Origin of the sequence: Pseudomonas iranensis, assembly GCF_014268585.2 — a bacterium.
GTDB lineage: Bacteria > Pseudomonadota > Gammaproteobacteria > Pseudomonadales > Pseudomonadaceae > Aquipseudomonas > Aquipseudomonas iranensis.
The window spans coordinates 97,978-118,474 of the sequence record NZ_CP077092.1; the positions used below are offsets into that span (position 1 = coordinate 97,978).

Below are 20,497 nucleotides of genomic sequence, written 5' to 3' on the forward strand. Positions count from 1 at the left end.
ATTCCGTTATCTAATGCGGCGCAAGACAGTTAAATGACAAGAGGATTAAGGCATGGTTGGCAGGAGCATTCTGATCGTCGACGACGAAGCGCCCATTCGCGAAATGATCGCCGTGGCGTTGGAAATGGCCGGCTATGACTGCCTTGAGGCAGAGAACTCACAGCAGGCTCACGCCATCATTGTCGACCGCAAACCGGACCTGATCCTGCTCGACTGGATGCTGCCCGGCACCTCGGGCATCGAACTGGCCCGGCGCCTCAAGCGTGACGAGCTGACCGGGGACATCCCGATCATCATGCTCACCGCCAAGGGCGAGGAGGATAACAAGATCCAGGGCCTGGAAGTCGGCGCCGACGACTACATCACCAAACCGTTTTCGCCGCGTGAACTGGTCGCCCGCCTCAAGGCTGTGCTGCGCCGCGCCGGACCGACCGATGGCGAAGCGCCGATCGAAGTCGGCGGCCTGCTGCTCGACCCGATCAGCCATCGCGTGACCATCGACGGCAAACCCGCCGAGATGGGCCCGACCGAATACCGCCTGCTGCAATTCTTCATGACCCATCAGGAACGCGCCTACACCCGTGGCCAGTTGCTCGACCAGGTCTGGGGCGGCAACGTCTATGTCGAAGAACGCACCGTCGACGTGCACATCCGCCGGCTGCGCAAGGCCCTCGGCGACGCTTACGAAAATCTGGTACAAACCGTGCGCGGCACCGGTTATCGGTTCTCTACAAAAGCATAAAAGCAGCTGCAAGCTTTTAGCTACAAGCGGCAAGTAACAGCCGATCCGCTTTAGCTTGGAGCTTGCGGCTTGAAACTTGAAGCTGCGGCTAAGGACGCCTCTGTGAATCAAAACTGGCATGGCACCCTGATTCGCCACATGCTGTTGCTGGTCACCGCCTGCCTGGTGATCGGCCTGATCACCGGCTATTACGGCTGGAGCCTCGCGGCGGGTCTGGGGCTTTATCTGGCCTGGACGCTCAAGCAATTGCTGCGTCTGCACGAATGGCTGCGCCAGCATCAACCCGACGAAGCACCGCCCGATGGCTATGGTCTGTGGGGCGAGGTGTTCGACAGCATCTACCACCTGCAACGCCGCGACCAACGGGTGCGCGGGCGTCTGCAAGCGGTGATCGACCGGGTGCAGGAATCCACCGCCGCGCTGAAAGATGCAGTCATCATGCTCGACAGCGACGGCAACCTCGAATGGTGGAACCGCGCCGCCGAAACCCTGCTCGGCCTGAAGACTCCGCAGGACAGCGGCCAACCGGTGACCAACCTGGTGCGCCATCCGCGCTTCAAGGAATACTTCGAGCAGGACAGCTTCGCCGAGCCATTGGAAATCCCTTCGCCGACCAACGATCGCGTGCGCATTCAGCTGTACCTGACCCGCTACGGCAACAATGAACACCTGATGCTGGTCCGCGACGTGACGCGCATTCATCAGCTGGAACAAATGCGCAAGGACTTCATCGCCAACGTCTCACACGAGCTGCGTACACCGCTGACGGTGATCTGCGGCTATCTGGAAACCCTGCTCGACAATGTCGAGGAAGTGAACCCGCGCTGGAGCCGAGCCCTGCAACAGATGCAGCAACAGGGCGGGCGCATGCAGACGCTGCTCAACGACCTGTTGCTGCTGGCAAAACTGGAAGCCACCGACTATCCGTCGGACAACCAGCCAGTGCAGATCGACACACTGCTGCAATCGATCACCAGCGATGCGCAGCAGTTGTCCGGGGCGAAGAACCAGCGCATCAGCCTTGAGGCCAATGCCGGAGTGCTGCTCAAGGGCAGCGAGGCCGAGCTGCGCAGCGCGTTCTCCAATCTGGTGTTCAACGCGGTCAAGTACACCCCCGCCGAGGGCAACATCCGCATTCGCTGGTGGGGCGACGAGCAAGGTGCGCACCTGAGCGTGCAGGATTCCGGCATCGGCATCGACAGCAAACATCTGCCGCGCCTGACTGAACGTTTCTACCGCGTCGACTCCAGCCGCAACTCCAACACCGGCGGCACTGGCCTCGGCCTGGCCATCGTCAAGCACGTGCTGCTGCGCCACCGCGCACGCATGGAAATCAGCAGCGTGCCCGGTCACGGCAGCACGTTCACCTGTCATTTCGCCCCGGCCCAGGTGGCCAGCGCACGGGCGATCAGCGCCACCGAGTGATGCCGCCCGGCACACGCCACTAGGCAATCGCACGGTCAGCCGCTACATTGGCTGACTTGTGCCTGCCTTTCAGGCGCTGTTTCTCCCTACTTTCGAATCACACGGAACCCGCAAAACTCCATCATGGACCCTTCCCCTGGCTTGTCCCTCGCGACCATTTTTGCCGACTTCGGCATGATTCTTTTTGCTCTGATCCTGGTTTTGCTCAACGGTTTTTTCGTTGCAGCGGAATTCGCCATGGTCAAATTGCGCTCGACCCGGGTCGAGGCCATCGCTGAACAACACGGCTGGCGCGGGCACATCCTGCGCACCGTGCACAGTCAGCTCGATGCCTACCTGTCGGCGTGCCAGCTCGGCATTACCCTCGCCTCTCTCGGTCTGGGCTGGGTCGGTGAGCCGGCGTTCGCGCATATTCTCGAGCCGCTGCTGAGCGCAGTCGGCGTCGAATCGCCCGAGATCATCAAAGGCGTGTCGTTCTTCACCGCGTTCTTCATCATTTCGTACCTGCACATCGTGGTCGGCGAGCTGGCGCCCAAGTCGTGGGCGATCCGCAAACCCGAGCTGCTGTCGCTGTGGACGGCGGTGCCGCTGTACCTGTTCTACTGGGCGATGTACCCGGCGATCTACCTGCTCAACGCCAGCGCCAACGCGATTCTGCGTATCGCCGGGCAAGGTGAACCCGGCCCGCACCATGAACACCATTACAGCCGCGAAGAACTGAAACTGATCCTGCACTCCAGCCGGGGCCAGGATCCGAGCGATCAGGGCATGCGCGTATTGGCCTCGGCCGTGGAAATGGGCGAGCTGGAAGTGGTCGACTGGGCCAATTCCCGCGAAGACCTGATCACTCTGGAATTCAACGCGCCGCTGAAAGAAATCCTGGCGATGTTCCGTCGCCACAAGTTCAGCCGTTATCCGGTGTACGACAGCGAGCGCCAGGAGTTCGTCGGCCTGCTGCACATCAAGGATCTGCTACTGGAACTGGCGGCGCTGGACCACATTCCCGAGTCGTTCAACCTGGCCGAGCTGACCCGCCCGCTGGAGCGCGTATCGCGGCACATGCCGCTGTCGCAACTGCTGGAGCAGTTCCGCAAGGGCGGCTCGCACTTCGCCGTGGTCGAGGAGGCTGACGGCAACATCATCGGCTACCTGACCATGGAAGACGTGCTGGAAGTGCTGGTCGGCGACATTCAGGACGAACACCGCAAGGCAGAGCGCGGCATCCTCGCCTATCAGCCGGGCAAATTGCTGGTGCGTGGCGATACGCCGTTGTTCAAGGTTGAACGTCTGCTGGGCATCGATCTCGATCACATCGAAGCGGAAACCCTCGCCGGGCTGGTTTACGAAACCCTGAAACGGGTGCCGGAAGAGGAAGAAGTGCTGGAAGTCGAAGGCCTGCGCATCATCATCAAGAAGATGAAAGGGCCGAAGATTGTCCTGGCCAAGGTGTTGATGCTGGATTGATGGGAGTTTGGGGGGCTCTTGTGGCGAGGGGATTTATCCCCGTTGGACGGCGCAGCCGTCCCAAAACCATTGAATGCAGTCAGTTAGTACAGAGTTGCAATATTTGGGGCCGCTTCGCGGCCCAACGGGGATAAATCCCCTCGCCACAAAAACCCTCAACACCCTATCGCGCCTACTGTTTGCCCAACGCAAAGTTGGGCAACGCCCCCAGCGGCTGGTTGAACTGATAGGGAATCGACACCAGCCCTTCGCCGGTATTGCGCTGCACCACGAAGTGCAGGTGCGGGCCGCTGCTGTTGCCGGTGTTGCCCGACAGCGCCAGCGGGCTGCCGACCTTGACCCGCTGGCCTTCGCGCACGCTCACCGAACCCTGTTTCAGATGCAGGTACACGCCCATGGTGCCGTCGTCGTGCAGCACCCGGACGAAATTGCCGGAGGCATCGGTGCCGCGCCCGCTCTGGGAGTTCTCGGTCTTGACTACCACACCCGCTCGCGCGGCGATGATCGGCGTGCCCACCGGCATGGCAATGTCCATGGCGTAGCGGTTTTTCGGCCCGTAGTGGCTGTACTGGCCGTTGGCGCCCTGGCTCAGGCGAAACGGCCCGCCACGCCAGGGCAGCGGATAGCGATAGCTCTGCGCGGTGCCTGCGGGGTCGCCCAGCGAATACTGGAACTGCGGCGAATACACCAGCGGCTGGTCACGACTGATCGCCGTCAGCAGCGCCAGCCGCGTGTTGCTGCGCGGTGGCAGCACACGACGGATCGCTCGCGACGGCGCGCCACGCACATTGCTCGTGCCGATGAAGGCCAGGGCAACCTCAACCGGCGCGTACAGATCGTTGCGCGCAAATACCACATCAACGCCCTTCTGCTTCTTGATGTCCAGGTACACCTGGCGCTCGAGGCGCTCGACCATGCGGTCCTGAAACACGAACACTTTCGCGCCTTTGCTCGGGCGGTCGCTGTACGAGACCACGCCGTTGGCGTCGGTGGATTTGTAGATGGTCATGGCCATCGCCAGCTGGGAGGCCAGGCAGAGACCGCAGAAGAACAGCAGGCGCGCGAGCATGGGCAAAAGTCTGTCGAAGGAAGGCCTGGGAATCAGCCTAGCAGCTGAGACAGACCAGGCTAGTCGACAGATGTTTCAAATGATCGTCCCCACGCTCTGCGTGGGGATGCAGCCCGGGACGCTCTGCGTCCCCTGCACAGAGGACGCGGAGCGTCCGGTTGAGGCATTCCTTTGCTGCGCGTGGGAACGATCAGAGCACGGGAGACAAGTGGTGTTTTGGCTGGCCCCTTCGCGAGCAGGCTCGCTCCCACATTTGGAATGCGTTCCAGGGTGGGAGCGAGCCTGCTCGCGAAGGCGCCCTATCGGCCGACGAAGCTTACGCGCCGGGTACGAAGTGCTTTTGCGCCGTGCCACGGGCGATCAGGCGCGAGATGTAGTCGAGCTTCTGCGCATCCTGGTCGACGAAGCGGAAGGTCAGTTGCAGCCAGTCGCTGTCGGCTTTCTGCTCGTGGGCGACGATGGCGTGCAGGTAACCGTTGAGGCGCGCGATCTCGGCGTTGTCACCCTGCTCCAGATCGAGCACGGCGCTGTCGAGGATCTGCGGCAGGGTTTCTGTGCGCTTCACTACCAGCAGGGCTTCCTTGATGCTCAAGGCCTTGATCACGCATTGCTGAGTACCGCTCGGCAGGCGCAACTGGCCCTGACCACGACCGCCCACCGGCGCCTTGGATGCACCGGGCGCCTGAACTGGCGGGCTGTTGAGCAAACCGCGCGACGGCGCAGCGGCTGGAGCGGGGGCAGCAGCGGCAGCGGCAGCGGCAGGCCTGGCCGCAGCGCCGCCGACCACGGCCGGCTTGCCGCCGGTCAGTGCGCTCAGGGAATCGTTGCCGAATGCCGAATTCATTTTGGTCGGCGCGCTGTTCATCAAGGTGTCGAGCTTGCCGACCTTGTTCAGTGCCTGCTTGACCTTGGTCAGCAGCTGCTCGTTGGTGAACGGCTTGCTGACGTAACCGGATACGCCGGCCTGAATCGCCTGCACGACGTTTTCCTTGTCACCACGGCTGGTGACCATGACGAACGGCATGGTCTTGAGGTTGTCCTGCTCGCGGCACCAGGTCAGCAGTTCGAGGCCGGACATTTCCGGCATTTCCCAATCGCACAGCACCAGGTCGAACGCCTCTCGGGCCAGCATGGCCTGGGCCTTTTTGCCGTTGATGGCGTCCTCGGTGCGGATCCCCGGGAAGTAATTACGCAGGCACTTTTTCACCAGGTCACGAATGAACGAAGCGTCGTCCACGACCAATACACTGATCTTGCTCATCCAACACCCCTATTAAAATCCCGGCAAGCATAACGCTGGCTGATGGCACATTGCCAAAACTCTTCAGTCACGCCGGGACCTTTCGTTCGCGGGTGCTGCTTTTGATACGAATCCGCTTCTGAAAAGCAGAAACAAAAACGCCCGGCCAGAGGGCCGGGCGCTTTTCTCAGGCAAACTTACTTATCGTCAGCTTCGCCCGGAACATTAGCGGTTTCAGCGCTTGTGCCTTCAACTTCTTCTTTCATGCGCTTGAGGCCCATGTGGCGCACGTCGGTACCGCGCACCAGGTAGATCACCAGTTCGGAGATGTTGCGCGCATGGTCGCCGATGCGCTCCAGTGAACGCAGGACCCAGATGATGCTCAGCACCCGCGAGATAGAGCGCGGGTCTTCCATCATGTAGGTGGCCAGCTCACGCAAAGCGGTTTTGTATTCGCGGTCGATGATCTTGTCGTACTGCGCCACCGACAAGGCCAGATCGGCGTCGAAACGGGCGAAGGCGTCCAGCGCATCGCGGACCATGTTGCGCACCTGGTCGCCGATGTGACGAACCTCGACGTAACCGCGCGGCGCTTCGCCTTCTTCGCACAACTGGATGGCACGACGGGCGATCTTGGTGGCTTCGTCGCCGATACGCTCAAGGTCAATCACCGACTTGGAAATGCTGATGATCAAACGCAGGTCAGAGGCTGCCGGCTGACGACGGGCGAGAATACGCAGGCATTCTTCGTCGATGTTGCGTTCCATCTGGTTGATCTGGTCATCGATCTCACGGACCTGCTGAGCCAGGCCGGAGTCGGCCTCGATCAGCGCCGTGACCGCGTCGTTGACCTGCTTCTCGACCAGCCCGCCCATGGCCAGGAGGTGGCTGCGCACTTCTTCCAGTTCGGCGTTGAACTGCGCGGAAATGTGATGGGTAAGGCCTTCTTTGGAAATCATTGTTCGCTCCGCGAAAGTTGCAAGCTTCAAGCTGCAAGCTTCAAGCAGTTATGTGTAAGTCCTGATATCGCACCAATTCTTTCTTGCCGCTTGAAGCTTGAAGCTTGCGGCTTGCAGCTGCCTTAATCAGCCATAGCGACCGGTGATGTAGTCTTCGGTCTGCTTTTTCGCCGGATTGGTGAACAGGGTATCGGTGTCGCCGAATTCCACCAGTTTGCCCATGTACATGAACGCGGTGTAGTCGGACACCCGTGCCGCCTGTTGCATGTTGTGGGTAACGATGACGATGGTGAACTTGGACTTCAGCTCGTAGATCAGCTCTTCGACTTTCAGCGTCGAGATCGGGTCGAGAGCCGAGCACGGTTCGTCGAGCAGCAGCACTTCCGGCTCAACCGCGATGGTGCGCGCGATCACCAGACGCTGTTGCTGACCACCGGACAGGCCGAGGGCCGATTCGTGCAGGCGGTCTTTGACTTCGTCCCACAGCGCCGCGCCTTTCAAAGCCCACTCAACGGCTTCGTCGAGGATGCGCTTCTTGTTGATGCCCTGGATGCGCAGGCCGTAGACCACGTTTTCGTAGATGGTTTTCGGGAACGGGTTGGGCTTCTGGAACACCATGCCGACGCGACGACGCAGCTCGGCCACGTCTTCGCCCTTGCGATAGATGTTGTTGCCGTACAGGTTGATCGCGCCCTCGACACGGCAGCCGTCGACCAGATCGTTCATCCGGTTGAAGGTACGCAGCAGCGTCGACTTACCGCAGCCCGACGGGCCGATGAACGCAGTCACGCGCTGTTTCGGGATGTTCATGCTGACGTCGAACAGTGCCTGTTTCTCGCCGTAGTACAGGCTCAGGCCCGGTACTTCGATGGCAACGGTTTCCTGCGCCAGGTCCAGGCTCTGCTTGTCGCGGCCCAGGGCAGACATGTTGATGCCGTGGCTGTGTGTTTCGTGCTGCATGGGAGGCTCCCTGTGCTAACAAATTCGGTTCGGTTTTTGTAGGAGTGAGCCTGCTCGCGATTCAGGCGCTGCGGTTTGTCTATGAAACCGCGGTGATACCTTCGCGAGCAGGCTCGCTCCCACATGGAAATCAGTGCTGCAAAATCAGCTGTCCAGTGCTTTGTATTTTTCGCGCAGGTGGTTGCGGATATACACCGCCGACAGGTTCAGCGTCGCGATCACCAGCACCAGCAGCAGCGCGGTGGCGTACACCAGCGGGCGGGCTGCTTCGACGTTGGGGCTCTGGAAGCCGACGTCATAAATGTGGAAGCCCAGGTGCATGATCTTCTGGTCCAGGTGCAGGTACGGGTAGTTGCCGTCCACCGGCAGCGACGGCGCCAGTTTCACCACACCCACCAGCATCAGCGGCGCCACTTCACCGGCGGCACGGGCCACGGCGAGGATCATCCCGGTCATCATGGCCGGGCTGGCCATCGGGATGACGATTTTCCACAGCGTTTCCGCTTTGGTCGCGCCGAGGGCCAACGAACCTTCACGCACAGTGCGGGGAATCCGCGCCAGACCTTCTTCGGTCGCCACGATCACCACCGGCACGGCCAGCAGCGCGAGGGTCAGCGAAGCCCAGAGCAGGCCCGGCGTGCCGAAGGTCGGCGCCGGCAATGCTTCAGGGAAGAACAAGCGGTCGACCGAGCCACCCAGCACGTAAACGAAGAAGCCCAGACCGAACACGCCGTAAACGATCGCCGGTACGCCGGCGAGGTTGTTCACCGCGATGCGAATGACCCGGGTCAGAGTGTTCTGCTTGGCGTATTCACGCAGGTACACCGCCGCCAGCACGCCGAACGGGGTGACGATCATCGCCATGATCAGGGTCATCATCACGGTGCCGAAGATCGCCGGGAAGATCCCGCCTTCGGTGTTCGCTTCACGCGGGTCGTCGGAGAGGAATTCCCAGATCTTGCTGAAGTAGAAACCAACCTTGGTCAAGGTGCTCATGCCGTTTGGCTGGTAGGCATGCACGACTTTGCCCAGACCGATTTCGATTTCCTTGCCGTTGGCGTCACGGGCGGTCAAGGCGTCGCGGTTGAACTGAGCATGCAAATCAGACAGACGTGCTTCGATATCTTTGTAGCGCGCGTCCAGCTCGGCGCGCTCGGATTCCATGTCCGCTTGTGCGGTGGCGTCGAGCTTGCCTTCCAGCTCGAGCTTGCGCCCATGCAGTCGGATGCGTTCAAGACCGGCGTTGATCGCGCCGATGTCGGTTTTTTCCAGCGTCTTCAGTTGAGCCGCGAGATCGTTCACCCGATCGATGCGCGCTTGCAGTTCAGGCCATGCGGCCTCGCCCTCGGCGATGACCTTGCCATCCTGTTTGACGTTGACCAGATAGCCGTAGAAGTTGCCCCACTCACGACGCTCGATCGCCATCAGCTCGGGCGGCGTGGTCTGCTTGGTCAGCCACTCGCCGACGATCCACGTGAAGTCGTTGCCGTTCAGGTCACGGTTGCCGACCTTGATCAGCTCGCGGGTCATGAATTCCGGGCCTTCGTCAGGCACCGGCAGGCCGGCGCTCTTGAGACGTGCGCGCGGCACTTCTTCTTTCTGCACCACTTCGCCGATCACCAGGTGATTGGCCTGGCCCGGTACGTCGTAGTGAGCGTGGATCAGGTCCGCCGGCCAGAAGTGACCGAGACCGCGCACGGCAATCACCGCCAACAGGCCAATGGTCATGATGACCGCGATGGACACCGCGCCACCGCTGATCCAGACGCCCGGGGCGCCGCTCTTGAACCATCCTTTCAGGGAGTTCTGTTTCACAGACTTCTACCTTTGCTTAAAGCGACGAGTATTTCTTGCGCAGACGCTGACGAATCAGTTCTGCCAGGGTGTTCATGACGAAGGTGAACAGCAGCAGCACCAGCGCCGAGAGGAACAGCACGCGGTAGTGGCTGCCACCGACCTCCGACTCGGGCATTTCCACCGCGACGTTGGCGGCCAGGGTGCGCAGGCCTTCGAACAGGTTCATCTCCATGACCGGGGTGTTGCCGGTGGCCATCAGCACGATCATGGTTTCGCCGACCGCACGGCCCATGCCGATCATCAGCGCCGAGAAAATCCCCGGGCTGGCGGTCAGGATCACCACGCGGGTCATGGTCTGCCACGGCGTCGCACCGAGGGCCAGCGAACCCAGGGTCAGGCCGCGCGGCACGCTGAACACGGCGTCTTCGGCGATCGAGTAGATGTTCGGAATCACCGCGAAACCCATGGCCAGACCGACCACCAGAGCGTTGCGCTGGTCGTAGGTGATGCCCAGGTCGTGGGAGATCCACATGCGCATGTCGCCACCGAAGAACCAGTTCTCCATGAACGGACTCATGTACAGCGACAGCCAGCCCACAAACAGGATTACCGGAATCAGCAGCGCACTTTCCCAACCGTCCGGGACTTTCAGGCGGATCGATTCGGGCAGACGACTGAAGGTGAAACCGGCGACCAGAATGCCGATCGGCAGCAACATCAGCAGGCTGAAGATGCCCGGCAGATGGCCTTCTACGTACGGCGCGAGGAACAGGCCGGCGAAGAAACCGAGGATCACCGTCGGCATCGCTTCCATCAGTTCGATCACCGGTTTGACCTTGCGGCGCATGCCCGGGGCCATAAAGTACGCGGTGTAGATCGCCGCAGCGACGGCCAGTGGCGCCGCCAGCAGCATGGCGTAGAACGCGGCTTTCAGGGTGCCGAAGGTCAGCGGCGAGAGGCTCAGTTTCGGTTCGAAATCGGTGTTGGCGGCGGTCGACTGCCAGACGTATTTAGGCTCGTCGTAGTTCTCGTACCAGACCTTGCTCCACAGCGCGCTCCACGATACTTCCGGGTGCGGGTTGTCGAGCAGCAGCGGTTGCAGCTTGCCGTCGGCTTCGACGATCACTCGGTTGGCGCGCGGCGACAGACCGAACAGGCCTTGGCCATCCACCACCTGATCGACCAGCAACGTGCGGTGTGCGGTGCTGTGGAACACGCCGAGCTTGCCGCTGGCATCAAGGGCGAGGAAGCCTTTGCGGCGCTCTTCGGCAGCGATTTCAACGATCGGCGTGGTGCCCATCTGGAAGGTGCGGATCTGCTTCAGACGCTGCTCGCCATCGGTATCGCGAGCCATGAACCACTGGGCCAGACCGCCCTTGGAATCGCCGACGATCAGCGAAATACCGCCGACCAGCTGCGCGGTGGCGGTGACTTGGGCGTCAGCGTTTTCCAGCAGTTTGTAGCGACCATTGAGGCTCTTGTCGCGCAGGCTGAACACGTCGGCCTGGGCACGCCCGTTGACCACGTACAGCCACTGCTGGCGCGGGTCGACGAAGATGTTTTTCACCGGCTCGGTCATCTGCGGCAGATCGATGCGCGTCTGCTCGTTGGTGACTTCGCCGGTCATCATGTTTTCTTCGCTGGTCAGCGAAAGCACGTTGAGTTGCGAGCCAGTGGAGCCGACCAGCATCAGCGTCGAGTCGGTGGCATTGAGGCTGACATGCTCCAGCGCGCCGCCGCTTTCGTTCAGTGCGATCGGTGCCTCGCCATAGGGATATTCGATGGCCGGGCTGATGGTTTTCTTGCCATCGGGGTAGCTGACTTTATAGGTGTGACGGAACACCAACGCCTGACCATTGGACAGCCCCACGGCCACTAGCGGATGACCCGGCTGGTCTTCGCCAATGGACGTCACGGTAGCGCCCGCAGGCAGCGGCAGATCGACACGTCTCAATTCAGCGCCACTGTCGAGATCGAAGAACAGCGCCTGGCCCTTGTCGGATACACGCATGGCCACCTGATTCTGCTCTTCGAGCGAGATCATCAGGGGCTTGCCCGCGTCCTGCATCCAGGCCGGGGTGATCGAGTCTTTCGCGGTCAGGTCGGCGCCTTGAAACAGTGGCGCAACGACGTAGGCGAGGAAGAAAAAGATCAGGGTGATGGCCGCCAGCACCGCCAGGCCGCCAACGAGGACGTACCAACGGGTGAAGCGATCCTTGAGCGCGCGGATGCGACGCTTGCGTTGCAGCTCAGGCGTATTGAAATCAATGCGCTTGGGAGGGGAAGACGTAGTCATTGGGGAATTGGCCAGATCATTCATGCGCACACCCTAGCGATCCTGTATGACAGAAAGATGACAGTGCAGTGACGCAGCAAATCCGCCAGCCGGAAGTCCGGCAGCGGAGTCGAAAATTTGGTGGTTGCAGGAGCGCTTCTGCTCGCCAAGGCGTCGGGTCAGTCACATCGTTGGTACATGTGACCACCCCTTCGCGAGCAGGCTCGCTCCCACAGGAGTCCGGCTTCAGGCCGGCCTCAGGGTGTTACTTCTTGGCGACAGCGCCGCCTTCCTGCAGACCGAGGTCAGCCAGTGCCTTGGCAGCAACTTTGGCTGGCAGCGGGATGTAGCCGTCTTTCACTACCACTTCCTGGCCCTGCTTCGACAGCACCAGCTTCACGAACTCGGCTTCCAGCGGGGCCAGAGGCTTGTTCGGGGCTTTGTTGACGTAAACGTAGAGGAAGCGCGACAGCGGGTACTTGCCGTTCAGGGCGTTTTCTTCGGTGTCTTCGATGAACTCGCCGCCTTCTTTCTTGGCCAGGGCGACGGTTTTCACGCTGGCGGTCTTGTAGCCGATGCCCGAGTAGCCGACGCCGTTAAGCGAGCTGCTGATCGACTGCACCACCGACGCCGAACCTGGTTGTTCGTTGACGTTCGGCTTGTAGTCGCCTTTGCACAGGGCTTCTTCCTTGAAGTAGCCGTAGGTGCCGGACACCGAGTTACGGCCGAACAGCTGAACCGGCTTGTTGGCCAGGTCACCGGTCACGCCCAGGTCACCCCAGGTCTTGACGTCAGCCTTGGCACCGCACAGACGCGTAGAGGAGAAGATCGCATCGACCTGAGCCATGGTCAGGTGCTTGATCGGGTTGTCCTTGTGCACGAACACCGCCAGGGCATCCACGGCAACCGGGATTGCGGTCGGCTTGTAGCCGTACTTCTGTTCGAAAGCCTGCAGCTCGTTGTCCTTCATCTTGCGGCTCATCGGGCCCAGGTTGGCGGTGCCTTCGGTGAGTGCAGGTGGCGCGGTGGAAGAACCGGCAGCCTGAATCTGGATATTGACGTTCGGGTATTCTTTTTTGTAGTTCTCGGCCCACAGGGTCATGAGGTTGGCCAGGGTATCGGAACCGACGCTGGACAGGTTGCCCGACACACCAGTGGTCTTGGTGTAGCTCGGGATAGCAGGGTCAACAGCGGCGAACGCGTTGGCAGTCGCAACGCCAGCAGCGACAAAAGTCATTGCCGCCATCAAACGCTTCAGTTTCATGCCTTACTCCTAGCAGATAGGGTGTGTTAAGTCGGGGCCAAGTATCAGCAGGCCATGTGAACACTCTATGGCTGAAATATGACAATTGGATGAAAGGCCAGTATGTCGCGACAGATCGTTCCCACGCTCCGCGTGGGAATGCCGCCAGGGACGCTCCGCGTCCGCTTCCAGAGGTGACGCAGAGCGTCACGGGATGCATTCCCACGCAGAGCGTGGGAACGATCAGCCGTTAATCAGCGGCCGTTTTTCCAGAGCCACGCACCGACCACCATCCCCACGCCGCACAACACCGCAACATAGTAAGCCGGCCCCATCGCGCTTTCCTTCAGCAGCAGGCTCACCACCATCGGCGTCAAGCCACCGAAGATCGCGTACGCGACGTTGTACGAGAACGACAAGCCACTGAAGCGAACCACCGGCGGGAACGCTTTGACCATCACGTACGGCACCGCGCCGATGGTACCGACCAGCAAACCGGTCAGTGCGTACAGCGGGAACAGCCAGTCCGGGTGGTCGGCGAGGCTGTGGTAGAAGGTCCAGGAGCTGATCAGCAGGCCCAGGCAACCGAACACGAATACGCGACCGGCGCCGAAGCGATCAGCCAGTGCGCCGGCGCCAATGCAGCCGAGACTGAGGAAGACGATGGCCAGGCTGTTGGCTTGCAGCGCCGTGGTCGCCGAGAAGTGGTAGACCGTTTGCAGCACGGTCGGGGTCATCAGGATCACTACGACGACGCCGGCCGACAGCAGCCAGGTCAGCAGCATCGAAATGGCGATGGCGCCGCGATGATCACGCAGCACCGCGCGCAACGGCACTTCTTCGGCCAGTGCCTTGCGCAATTGCAGTTCGGCGAACACCGGAGTTTCGTGCAGCCAGCGGCGCAAGTACACCGAGAACAGGCCGAACACGCCGCCGAGCAGGAACGGGATCCGCCAGGCGTAATCCGACACTTCAGCTGGCGTATAAATGCTGTTGATCGCCGTGGCGACCAGCGAGCCGAGGAGGATGCCGGCAGTCAAACCGCTGGTGAGCGTGCCGCAGGCATAACCGATGTGCTTTTGCGGTACGTGTTCGGAAACGAAGACCCACGCTCCCGGCACCTCGCCGCCAATCGCCGCGCCCTGGATCACCCGCATCAGCAGCAACAGGATCGGCGCCCAGATGCCGATCTGCGCGTAGGTCGGCAGCAGGCCCATGATCAGGGTCGGCACGGCCATCATGAAAATGCTCAGGGTGAACATCTTCTTGCGCCCCAGCAGGTCACCGAAGTGCGCCATGACGATGCCGCCCAAAGGGCGCGCCAGATAGCCGGCAGCAAAGATGCCGAACGTCTGCATCAAGCGCAGCCACTCGGGCATGTCGGCCGGGAAGAACAGCTTGCCGACGACGGTGGCGAAGAAGACGAAGATGATGAAATCGTAGAACTCCAGCGCCCCGCCGAGGGCGGACAGCGACAGAGTCTTGTAGTCATTGCGGGTCAACGGTCGTGCGGGTTGCTCGGGCTGCGCGAGGCTCGAAGGCGCTGTGGTCATGGCAAGGGCTTCTCTTATAGTCGAATCTGTCGCCACAACAACGCTGGCGGTGGCTCGGACAGGTTCGGCACCATAGCAAATTGTTCGAAAAAGCACATAGAGGCGCGTAATTGACGGTCGAAATCAGAACCGGGTGGTCGTCGCGGGGTCTATCGACCGATATACTCGCCACCTGCGCAGGATTTGTAAGAGGTTGCTGTGCGAAAACGTTGTTGGCCCGTCCTTTGCTCGGGATTTAGCCTTTTTCGCAGAGTTTCCCTTTAGGCGCCTGATGGAAAACGTGACGAACGCAGTGTGTTCGGTGTTGAATCGTTTTTCTTGAAGACGGCTACCACCCGCAATACCCACGAAGAGTCACGGGTCAGAGGCCCCTCGGCATGATAGAGCTCGAACAAGAAGATCCGATCCCACAGGGCGACCTGGCCCTGCAAATCACCGCACTTCCCCGCGAAACCAACGGCTTTGGCGATATTTTCGGCGGCTGGCTGGTCGCGCAGATGGATCTGGCCGGCACTGCCATGGCCAGCCGGGTGGCCGGCGGCCGCGTTGCCACTGTCGCCATCGACCGCATGGCGTTCCTCGTCCCGGTCGCGGTCGGCGCGCAGTTGTCCTTTTATACCCAGACCCTGGAAATCGGCCGCAGCTCGATCCAGATGATGGTCGAAGTGTGGAGCGATGACCCACTGTCCAGCGAATGGCGCAAGGTCACCGAAGCGGTTTTCGTTTTCGTCGCCATCGACGGCAGCGGTCGCACCCGTTCGGTGCCGCCACGCGCGCGTTAAACCTCGCGGCCGTTTTGCGGTCGATAGTCGTCCCCAGTGTCTGATCGAGAGTTGCCCATGAACACGCCCAACGTTGAAGCCGTGAAACAGGATGAACTGAACTGCTGGCGCATCCGCCACGGCAAGGCCGAAGTGCTGGTGGCCCAGCAAGGCGCGCACATCCTCAGTTATCAGATCGACGGCCAGCCGCCGATCATCTGGCTCAACGACAAGGCCGAGTTCAAGACCGGCAAAAGCATCCGCGCCGGCGTGCCGGTGTGCTGGCCGTGGTTCGGCAAATTCGAACGCAACCCGAGCAGCGTGCAGGCCATGTACACCGGCGCGCAACCGGCCCCCGCGCACGGTCTGGTGCGGGCGATGGATTGGCAGTTGGGCAACATCGAGTCAGAGGCTGACGGCATCAAGGTCGAGTTCAAGCTGCCCTACCCGGAAGGTGGCCTGCCGGGCTGGCCCCACGAAGTCGATCTGACCCTGACCCTGCATCTGGCGGATCAACTGCATTACAGCCTGACCAGCCATAACCGTGGTACTGACAGCGTCACGCTGAGTCAGGCGCTGCACACCTATTTCGCCGTGAGTGACGTGCGCAATGTGCATGTCGACGGCGTGGCCGGGCTCAACTACATCGAGACCCTGGATGACTGGAACACGGCCAGCCAGAGCGGCGATCTGCATTTCGCCGGCGAGACCGACCGCATCTACCTCGACGTTCCGCCGCAATTGAGCATCGTTGATCCGACGTGGGAACGACGCATCGTGCTGACCTCTACCGGCTCGCGCACGGCGGTGATCTGGAACCCGTGGATCGACCGCGCCGCCGCTCTGCCGGACATGGACAACGATGGCTGGCAGCGCATGCTGTGCATCGAAACGGCGAATGTGATGGATGATCTGGTGACCCTGGCGCCGGGTGCGAGCCATACGATGGGTGTCAGCGTAGCTGCTACGCCGCTCTAGGAATGTGGCGAGGGGATTTATCCCCGCTGGGTCGCGCAGCGGCCCCCGCTTTTTTTAAATCAAAAGCTGGGGCCTGCTGCGCAGTCCAGCGGGGATAAATCCCCTCGCCACAGATAAATCCCTTCACCACAGATAAATCCCTTCACCACAGATAAATCCCCTCACCACAAAGGCTCGCTCCCAAATTTATGTGCGGCGCGCTTTAGAGATCAGCCTCCTGCACCACCCGCACCTTCTCCGCCTCCAGCGCATACGCCGCATCAGCGAGGTCATTGCTGACCTTCTCGATCTTCAGCGTGCCGGTCACCCACAGCGGTGTGTAGATATCGTCCAGCTTCAAACCCTTCGGATATCGCACCAGCACCAGTTGATTGGGCGGCGGTGGCGGTACGTGGATGCAGGCGCCCGGATACGGCACGAGGAAGAACAACGTGCTGCGGCCCTTGGCATCGGACTCCAGCGGCACCGGGTAACCACCGATGCGGATGTGCTTGTCGTTCATCGACGCCACGGTTTTCGTCGAATACATCACCGCCGGCAGACCTTTGGCCTGCTTCATCCCGCCTTTCTCGGTGAAGGTGCCGGTGGCTTCGGGGGAGTTGTGGTCGATTTCCGGCATGGCCTCGAGGGCCTTTTGATCCGACTTGGGCATCAGTTCCAGCCAGTCGGTTTCCGGCAGTTCGCCGGCGTGGGCGAGATAGCTGCCCAGCAAGAGGAGAGTCAACAGAAGACGGCGCATGAAGGTGCTCGGCAGGCAAAGGAATGGACGGTGAGTCGCCGTGCATTCTAGCCCTCCCGGCCGCGCTGGCCGAGAGGGCTTGGTCGCTTTCGATCAGTTCTTTTTGATCAGACCGTAGATCACCAGCAACACGACAGCGCCGACCAGTGCGCCGAGGAAACCCGCGCCCTCGCCCGCCTGATAGATGCCCAGAGCCTGGCCGCCGTAGGTGGCTGCCAGCGAACCGCCGATACCGAGCAGGATGGTCATGATCCAGCCCATGCTGTCATCGCCCGGTTTCAGGAACCGAGCCAGCAGGCCGACGATCAAGCCGATAAAGATGGTTCCGATAATTCCCATGGCATTTCCCTCTAATTTGGTAGATATGCCAAAGCCTAGACAGACTTTGGCATCCTGCCATGAGAGAACGGCGGCCCCTGAATGGTTCCGCCGCTGCCACATGAAACTGGTTTACTCGGCGATCAGCGCTTGGACCTTGATGATCTGCGCTTGCAGCGTGGCCATGTCGGCGCAGCGCAGGTTGGCATGGCCGACCTTGCGCCCGGCCTTGAAAGCTTTGCCGTAGTGATGCAGATGGCAGTCTTCGATGGCGATGACTTTTTCCACCGGCGGCACTACGCCGATGAAGTTGAGCATCGCGCTCTCGCCGACCTTGGCGGTCGAACCCAGCGGCAGGCCGGCCACGGCACGCAGGTGGTTTTCGAACTGGCTGCACTCGGCACCTTCGGTGGTCCAGTGCCCGGAGTTGTGCACGCGCGGGGCGATTTCGTTGGCTTTCAGGCCACCGTCGACTTCGAAGAACTCGAAAGCCATCACGCCGACGTAGTCGAGATGTTTGAGCACACGGCTGGAATAATCTTCGGCCAGCGCCTGCAACGGGTGATCGGTGCTGGCGACGGACAGCTTGAGGATGCCGCTGTCGTGGGTGTTGTGCACCAGTGGATAGAACTTCGTTTCACCATCGCGGGCACGCACGGCGATCAGCGACACTTCGCCGGTGAACGGCACGAAGCCTTCCAGCAGGCAGGCAACGCTGCCCAGTTCGGCGAAAGTACCGGCAACATCTTCCGGCTTGCGCAGGACTTTCTGGCCCTTGCCGTCGTAACCCAGGGTGCGGGTTTTCAGCACGGCCGGCAGACCGATGAAAGCGACGGCGGCTTCCAGATCGGCTTGCGACTGGATGTCGGCGAAGGCCGGGGTCGGAATGCCGAGGTCTTTGAACATGCTCTTTTCGAACCAGCGGTCACGAGCAATGCGCAGGGCTTCGGCGCTCGGGTAGACCGGCACGAATTGCGAAAGAAACGCCACGGTTTCGGCCGGGACGCTTTCGAATTCGAAGGTCACCAGATCGACTTCATCGGCCAGTTGGCGCAGATGATCCTGATCGCCGTAATCGGCCCGCAGGTGTTCGCCCAGCGCGGCCGCACAGGCGTCCGGCGCAGGGTCGAGAAAAGCGAAGTTCATGCCCAGCGGAGTCCCCGCCAGGGCCAACATGCGACCCAACTGGCCGCCACCGATTACACCGATCTTCATCTCAACAACCTCAGGCAATACGTGGGTCTGGATTGTCCAGGACGCTGTCTGTCTGCTCGGCACGGAAGGTTTTCAGTACCGCGTGAAATTGCGGGTGCTTGGCGCCGAGGATGCTCGCCGAGAGCAGAGCGGCATTGATTGCGCCGGCCTTGCCGATGGCCAGGGTGGCGACCGGAATGCCGGCCGGCATCTGCACGATCGACAGCAGCGAATCGACGCCCGAGAGCATGGCCGACTGCACCGGCACGCCCAGCACCGGCAGGTGGGTCTTGGCCGCACACATGCCTGGCAAGTGGGCTGCGCCACCGGCACCGGCGATGATCACCTCGATGCCGCGGCTTTCAGCCTCTTCGGCGTACTGGAACAGCAGATCCGGGGTGCGGTGGGCGGAAACCACCTTGACCTCGTACGGGATGCCGAGCTTTTCCAGCATATCGGCGGTGTGGCTAAGGGTGGACCAATCGGACTTGGAGCCCATGATCACGCCAACCAGTGCACTCATCGTCGCGCCTCTTCTCTCTGGAGCGCCCGCAGGCGCGTCATAAAACAACAAGCCACGCAGGTTGCGTGGCTTGATTGTACGAAAAATGGCCGGACGTGCCGGCCGAAGGCCGCGCAGTATACCGCAAAGAAAGCAATAAACAGCCCCCGAAACGACCATCTGTCAAATGAGCGAAACGCCCGGTTTTATTGACCTTGAGGTCAGCGAAAGAACACCGCAAAAATCCCCCTGTGGGAGCGAGCCTGCTCGCGAAAGCGTTGCGTCAGACGATACCTCAGCGCCTGAAACTCCGCATTCGCGAGCAGGCTCGCTCCCACACTCGATCTTCATCAGCTTCAAGCGCTTTGTGCGGCACCGCCTTCAAGCTTGCGCCACAGCAACCGCACGTTGGCCTTGCGCACCAGGGCGCAGCGGTACAGACGAATCTCCAGCGGCACATGCCATTGCGGGCCGCCGCACACCACCAGTTCACCGCGGGCCAGCTCTGCGCGCACGCTCAGTTGCGGCACCCAGGCAATGCCGAGGCCTTCCAGCGCCATGCTTTTCAGGCTGTCGGCCATCGCGGTTTCGTAGATCGTGGTGAAGCGCAACTGGCGCTGGCGCAACAATCCATTCACCGAACGGCCGAGAAACGCCCCGGCGCTGTACGCCAGCAACGGCACGCTGGCCTCGCCTTCCAGATCGAACAGCGGTTTGCCATCCAGATCCGCCGCGCACACCGGCAGCATTTCGGTCTGGCCCAAGTGCAGCGACGGGAAGATTTCCGGGTCCATCTGCATCGCCGAATCCGGGTCGTAGAACGCCAGCATCAGATCGCAGCCACCTTCACGCAAAGCGTGCACGGCGTCGCCAACGTTGGTCGCCACCAGCCGCGTGGCGATGTTCAGTCCTTCGTTACGCAACTGGGCGATCCAGCGCGGAAAAAAGCCCAGCGCCAGCGAGTGTGCCGCCGCCACCTGCATCACCTCGCCCTGCCCGCCTTCCAGATGATGCAGATGGCGCAGCACTTCGCCGAGCTGTTCGACCACGGTGCGCGCGGTCACCAGAAACAACTGCCCCGCCGCTGTCAGTTCGACCGGCGTGCGCGAGCGATTGACCAAGGTCAGCCCCAGCGCCGCTTCGAGGCTGCGGATCCGCCGACTGAACGCCGGCTGGGTCACGAAGCGCCGTTCGGCCGCCTGCGAGAAGCTGCGAGTGGCGGCCAGGGCACTGAAGTCCTCGAGCCATTTGCTTTCCAGATTCATCACGTCCTCCCGG

18 protein-coding genes are annotated in these 20,497 nt (G+C 61.4%); 5 read left to right on the top strand and 13 right to left on the bottom strand.

Going from position 1 to position 20,497, the window contains the following annotated elements:
* Nucleotides 1–52: 52 nt before the first annotated feature.
* From phoB to HU724_RS00495, 3 genes are all read left to right on the top strand, one after another.
* Nucleotides 53–742: a phosphate regulon transcriptional regulator PhoB gene (phoB, locus tag HU724_RS00485; RefSeq protein ID WP_007896474.1), complete on the top strand. Its 690-nt coding sequence runs from the start codon at nt 53–55 to the stop codon at nt 740–742.
* A 138-nt stretch (nt 743–880) separates the two neighbouring features.
* Nucleotides 881–2,167 (top strand): phosphate regulon sensor histidine kinase PhoR, encoded by a 1,287-nt coding sequence (gene phoR, locus HU724_RS00490; RefSeq protein WP_189691472.1) that lies wholly within the window; start codon nt 881–883, stop codon nt 2,165–2,167.
* A gap of 123 nt (nt 2,168–2,290) precedes the next feature.
* Nucleotides 2,291–3,631 carry a hemolysin family protein gene (locus HU724_RS00495; RefSeq protein WP_110644534.1) on the top strand — a complete coding sequence of 447 codons (1,341 nt, stop codon included), beginning with the start codon at nt 2,291–2,293 and terminating at the stop codon, nt 3,629–3,631.
* 172 nt (nt 3,632–3,803) lie between these two features.
* Here HU724_RS00495 and HU724_RS00500 read toward each other — a convergent pair whose 3' ends face one another.
* The 8 genes from HU724_RS00500 to HU724_RS00535 form a co-directional block, all read right to left on the bottom strand.
* A complete protein-coding gene (locus tag HU724_RS00500; protein ID WP_186568783.1) occupies nt 3,804–4,700 on the bottom strand; it encodes a peptidoglycan DD-metalloendopeptidase family protein in 897 nt (298 codons plus the stop codon).
* Nucleotides 4,701–5,016: 316 nt separating this feature from the next.
* On the bottom strand, nt 5,017–5,961 hold the full coding sequence (locus HU724_RS00505; RefSeq protein WP_186568782.1) for a response regulator: 945 nt from the start codon (nt 5,959–5,961) through the stop codon (nt 5,017–5,019).
* A 176-nt stretch (nt 5,962–6,137) separates the two neighbouring features.
* Nucleotides 6,138–6,899: a phosphate signaling complex protein PhoU gene (gene phoU, locus HU724_RS00510; RefSeq protein ID WP_016772483.1), complete on the bottom strand. Its 762-nt coding sequence runs from the start codon at nt 6,897–6,899 to the stop codon at nt 6,138–6,140.
* Nucleotides 6,900–7,025: 126 nt separating this feature from the next.
* On the bottom strand, nt 7,026–7,859 hold the full coding sequence (gene pstB / locus HU724_RS00515; protein ID WP_133335602.1) for a phosphate ABC transporter ATP-binding protein PstB: 834 nt from the start codon (nt 7,857–7,859) through the stop codon (nt 7,026–7,028).
* 144 nt (nt 7,860–8,003) lie between these two features.
* Nucleotides 8,004–9,674 (bottom strand): phosphate ABC transporter permease PstA, encoded by a 1,671-nt coding sequence (pstA, locus tag HU724_RS00520; protein ID WP_016772481.1) that lies wholly within the window; start codon nt 9,672–9,674, stop codon nt 8,004–8,006.
* Nucleotides 9,675–9,690: 16 nt separating this feature from the next.
* Nucleotides 9,691–11,976, bottom strand: a complete 2,286-nt coding sequence (locus tag HU724_RS00525; RefSeq protein ID WP_186568781.1) for an ABC transporter permease subunit — start codon at nt 11,974–11,976, stop codon at nt 9,691–9,693.
* A 220-nt stretch (nt 11,977–12,196) separates the two neighbouring features.
* Complete coding sequence (locus HU724_RS00530) at nt 12,197–13,195, bottom strand: phosphate ABC transporter substrate-binding protein PstS (protein ID WP_016772480.1); 999 nt, start codon at nt 13,193–13,195, stop codon at nt 12,197–12,199.
* A gap of 233 nt (nt 13,196–13,428) precedes the next feature.
* Nucleotides 13,429–14,727, bottom strand: coding sequence for an MFS transporter (locus HU724_RS00535; protein ID WP_186568780.1), 1,299 nt, complete (start codon nt 14,725–14,727; stop codon nt 13,429–13,431).
* 377 nt (nt 14,728–15,104) lie between these two features.
* On the opposite strand from HU724_RS00535, the gene HU724_RS00540 reads away from it, so the two are divergent.
* Nucleotides 15,105–15,509, top strand: a complete 405-nt coding sequence (locus tag HU724_RS00540) for an acyl-CoA thioesterase (protein ID WP_003229628.1) — start codon at nt 15,105–15,107, stop codon at nt 15,507–15,509.
* A gap of 57 nt (nt 15,510–15,566) precedes the next feature.
* Complete coding sequence (locus tag HU724_RS00545) at nt 15,567–16,466, top strand: D-hexose-6-phosphate mutarotase (protein ID WP_186568779.1); 900 nt, start codon at nt 15,567–15,569, stop codon at nt 16,464–16,466.
* 202 nt (nt 16,467–16,668) lie between these two features.
* On the opposite strand, the gene HU724_RS00550 is transcribed toward HU724_RS00545, so the two are convergent.
* The 5 genes from HU724_RS00550 to HU724_RS00570 form a co-directional block, all read right to left on the bottom strand.
* On the bottom strand, nt 16,669–17,205 hold the full coding sequence (locus tag HU724_RS00550) for a DUF3299 domain-containing protein (RefSeq protein ID WP_016772476.1): 537 nt from the start codon (nt 17,203–17,205) through the stop codon (nt 16,669–16,671).
* A gap of 93 nt (nt 17,206–17,298) precedes the next feature.
* Nucleotides 17,299–17,544 carry a GlsB/YeaQ/YmgE family stress response membrane protein gene (locus HU724_RS00555; RefSeq protein WP_016772475.1) on the bottom strand — a complete coding sequence of 82 codons (246 nt, stop codon included), beginning with the start codon at nt 17,542–17,544 and terminating at the stop codon, nt 17,299–17,301.
* Between the two features lie 111 nt (nt 17,545–17,655).
* Nucleotides 17,656–18,738: a 5-(carboxyamino)imidazole ribonucleotide synthase gene (locus HU724_RS00560; protein WP_186568778.1), complete on the bottom strand. Its 1,083-nt coding sequence runs from the start codon at nt 18,736–18,738 to the stop codon at nt 17,656–17,658.
* A 10-nt stretch (nt 18,739–18,748) separates the two neighbouring features.
* Nucleotides 18,749–19,240, bottom strand: a complete 492-nt coding sequence (gene purE / locus HU724_RS00565; RefSeq protein ID WP_007920220.1) for a 5-(carboxyamino)imidazole ribonucleotide mutase — start codon at nt 19,238–19,240, stop codon at nt 18,749–18,751.
* 335 nt (nt 19,241–19,575) lie between these two features.
* Nucleotides 19,576–20,484: a LysR substrate-binding domain-containing protein gene (locus HU724_RS00570; protein ID WP_024014837.1), complete on the bottom strand. Its 909-nt coding sequence runs from the start codon at nt 20,482–20,484 to the stop codon at nt 19,576–19,578.
* Between the last annotated feature and the right edge of the window lie 13 nt (nt 20,485–20,497).

What these genes read in the sequence shown, in the direction of transcription:
- phoB (WP_007896474.1), top strand. Translation starts at nt 53, where the DNA reads ATGGTTGGCAGGAGCATTCTGATCGTCGACGACGAAGCGCCCATTCGC.
- phoR (WP_189691472.1), top strand. Translation starts at nt 881, where the DNA reads ATGCTGTTGCTGGTCACCGCCTGCCTGGTGATCGGCCTGATCACCGGC.
- HU724_RS00495 (WP_110644534.1), top strand. Translation starts at nt 2,291, where the DNA reads ATGGACCCTTCCCCTGGCTTGTCCCTCGCGACCATTTTTGCCGACTTC.
- HU724_RS00500 (WP_186568783.1), bottom strand. Translation starts at nt 4,700, where the DNA reads ATGCTCGCGCGCCTGCTGTTCTTCTGCGGTCTCTGCCTGGCCTCCCAG.
- HU724_RS00505 (WP_186568782.1), bottom strand. Translation starts at nt 5,961, where the DNA reads ATGAGCAAGATCAGTGTATTGGTCGTGGACGACGCTTCGTTCATTCGT.
- phoU (WP_016772483.1), bottom strand. Translation starts at nt 6,899, where the DNA reads ATGATTTCCAAAGAAGGCCTTACCCATCACATTTCCGCGCAGTTCAAC.
- pstB (WP_133335602.1), bottom strand. Translation starts at nt 7,859, where the DNA reads ATGCAGCACGAAACACACAGCCACGGCATCAACATGTCTGCCCTGGGC.
- HU724_RS00525 (WP_186568781.1), bottom strand. Translation starts at nt 11,976, where the DNA reads ATGAATGATCTGGCCAATTCCCCAATGACTACGTCTTCCCCTCCCAAG.
- HU724_RS00530 (WP_016772480.1), bottom strand. Translation starts at nt 13,195, where the DNA reads ATGAAACTGAAGCGTTTGATGGCGGCAATGACTTTTGTCGCTGCTGGC.
- HU724_RS00535 (WP_186568780.1), bottom strand. Translation starts at nt 14,727, where the DNA reads ATGACCACAGCGCCTTCGAGCCTCGCGCAGCCCGAGCAACCCGCACGA.
- HU724_RS00540 (WP_003229628.1), top strand. Translation starts at nt 15,105, where the DNA reads ATGATAGAGCTCGAACAAGAAGATCCGATCCCACAGGGCGACCTGGCC.
- HU724_RS00545 (WP_186568779.1), top strand. Translation starts at nt 15,567, where the DNA reads ATGAACACGCCCAACGTTGAAGCCGTGAAACAGGATGAACTGAACTGC.
- HU724_RS00550 (WP_016772476.1), bottom strand. Translation starts at nt 17,205, where the DNA reads ATGCGCCGTCTTCTGTTGACTCTCCTCTTGCTGGGCAGCTATCTCGCC.
- HU724_RS00555 (WP_016772475.1), bottom strand. Translation starts at nt 17,544, where the DNA reads ATGGGAATTATCGGAACCATCTTTATCGGCTTGATCGTCGGCCTGCTG.
- HU724_RS00560 (WP_186568778.1), bottom strand. Translation starts at nt 18,738, where the DNA reads ATGAAGATCGGTGTAATCGGTGGCGGCCAGTTGGGTCGCATGTTGGCC.
- purE (WP_007920220.1), bottom strand. Translation starts at nt 19,240, where the DNA reads ATGAGTGCACTGGTTGGCGTGATCATGGGCTCCAAGTCCGATTGGTCC.
- HU724_RS00570 (WP_024014837.1), bottom strand. Translation starts at nt 20,484, where the DNA reads ATGAATCTGGAAAGCAAATGGCTCGAGGACTTCAGTGCCCTGGCCGCC.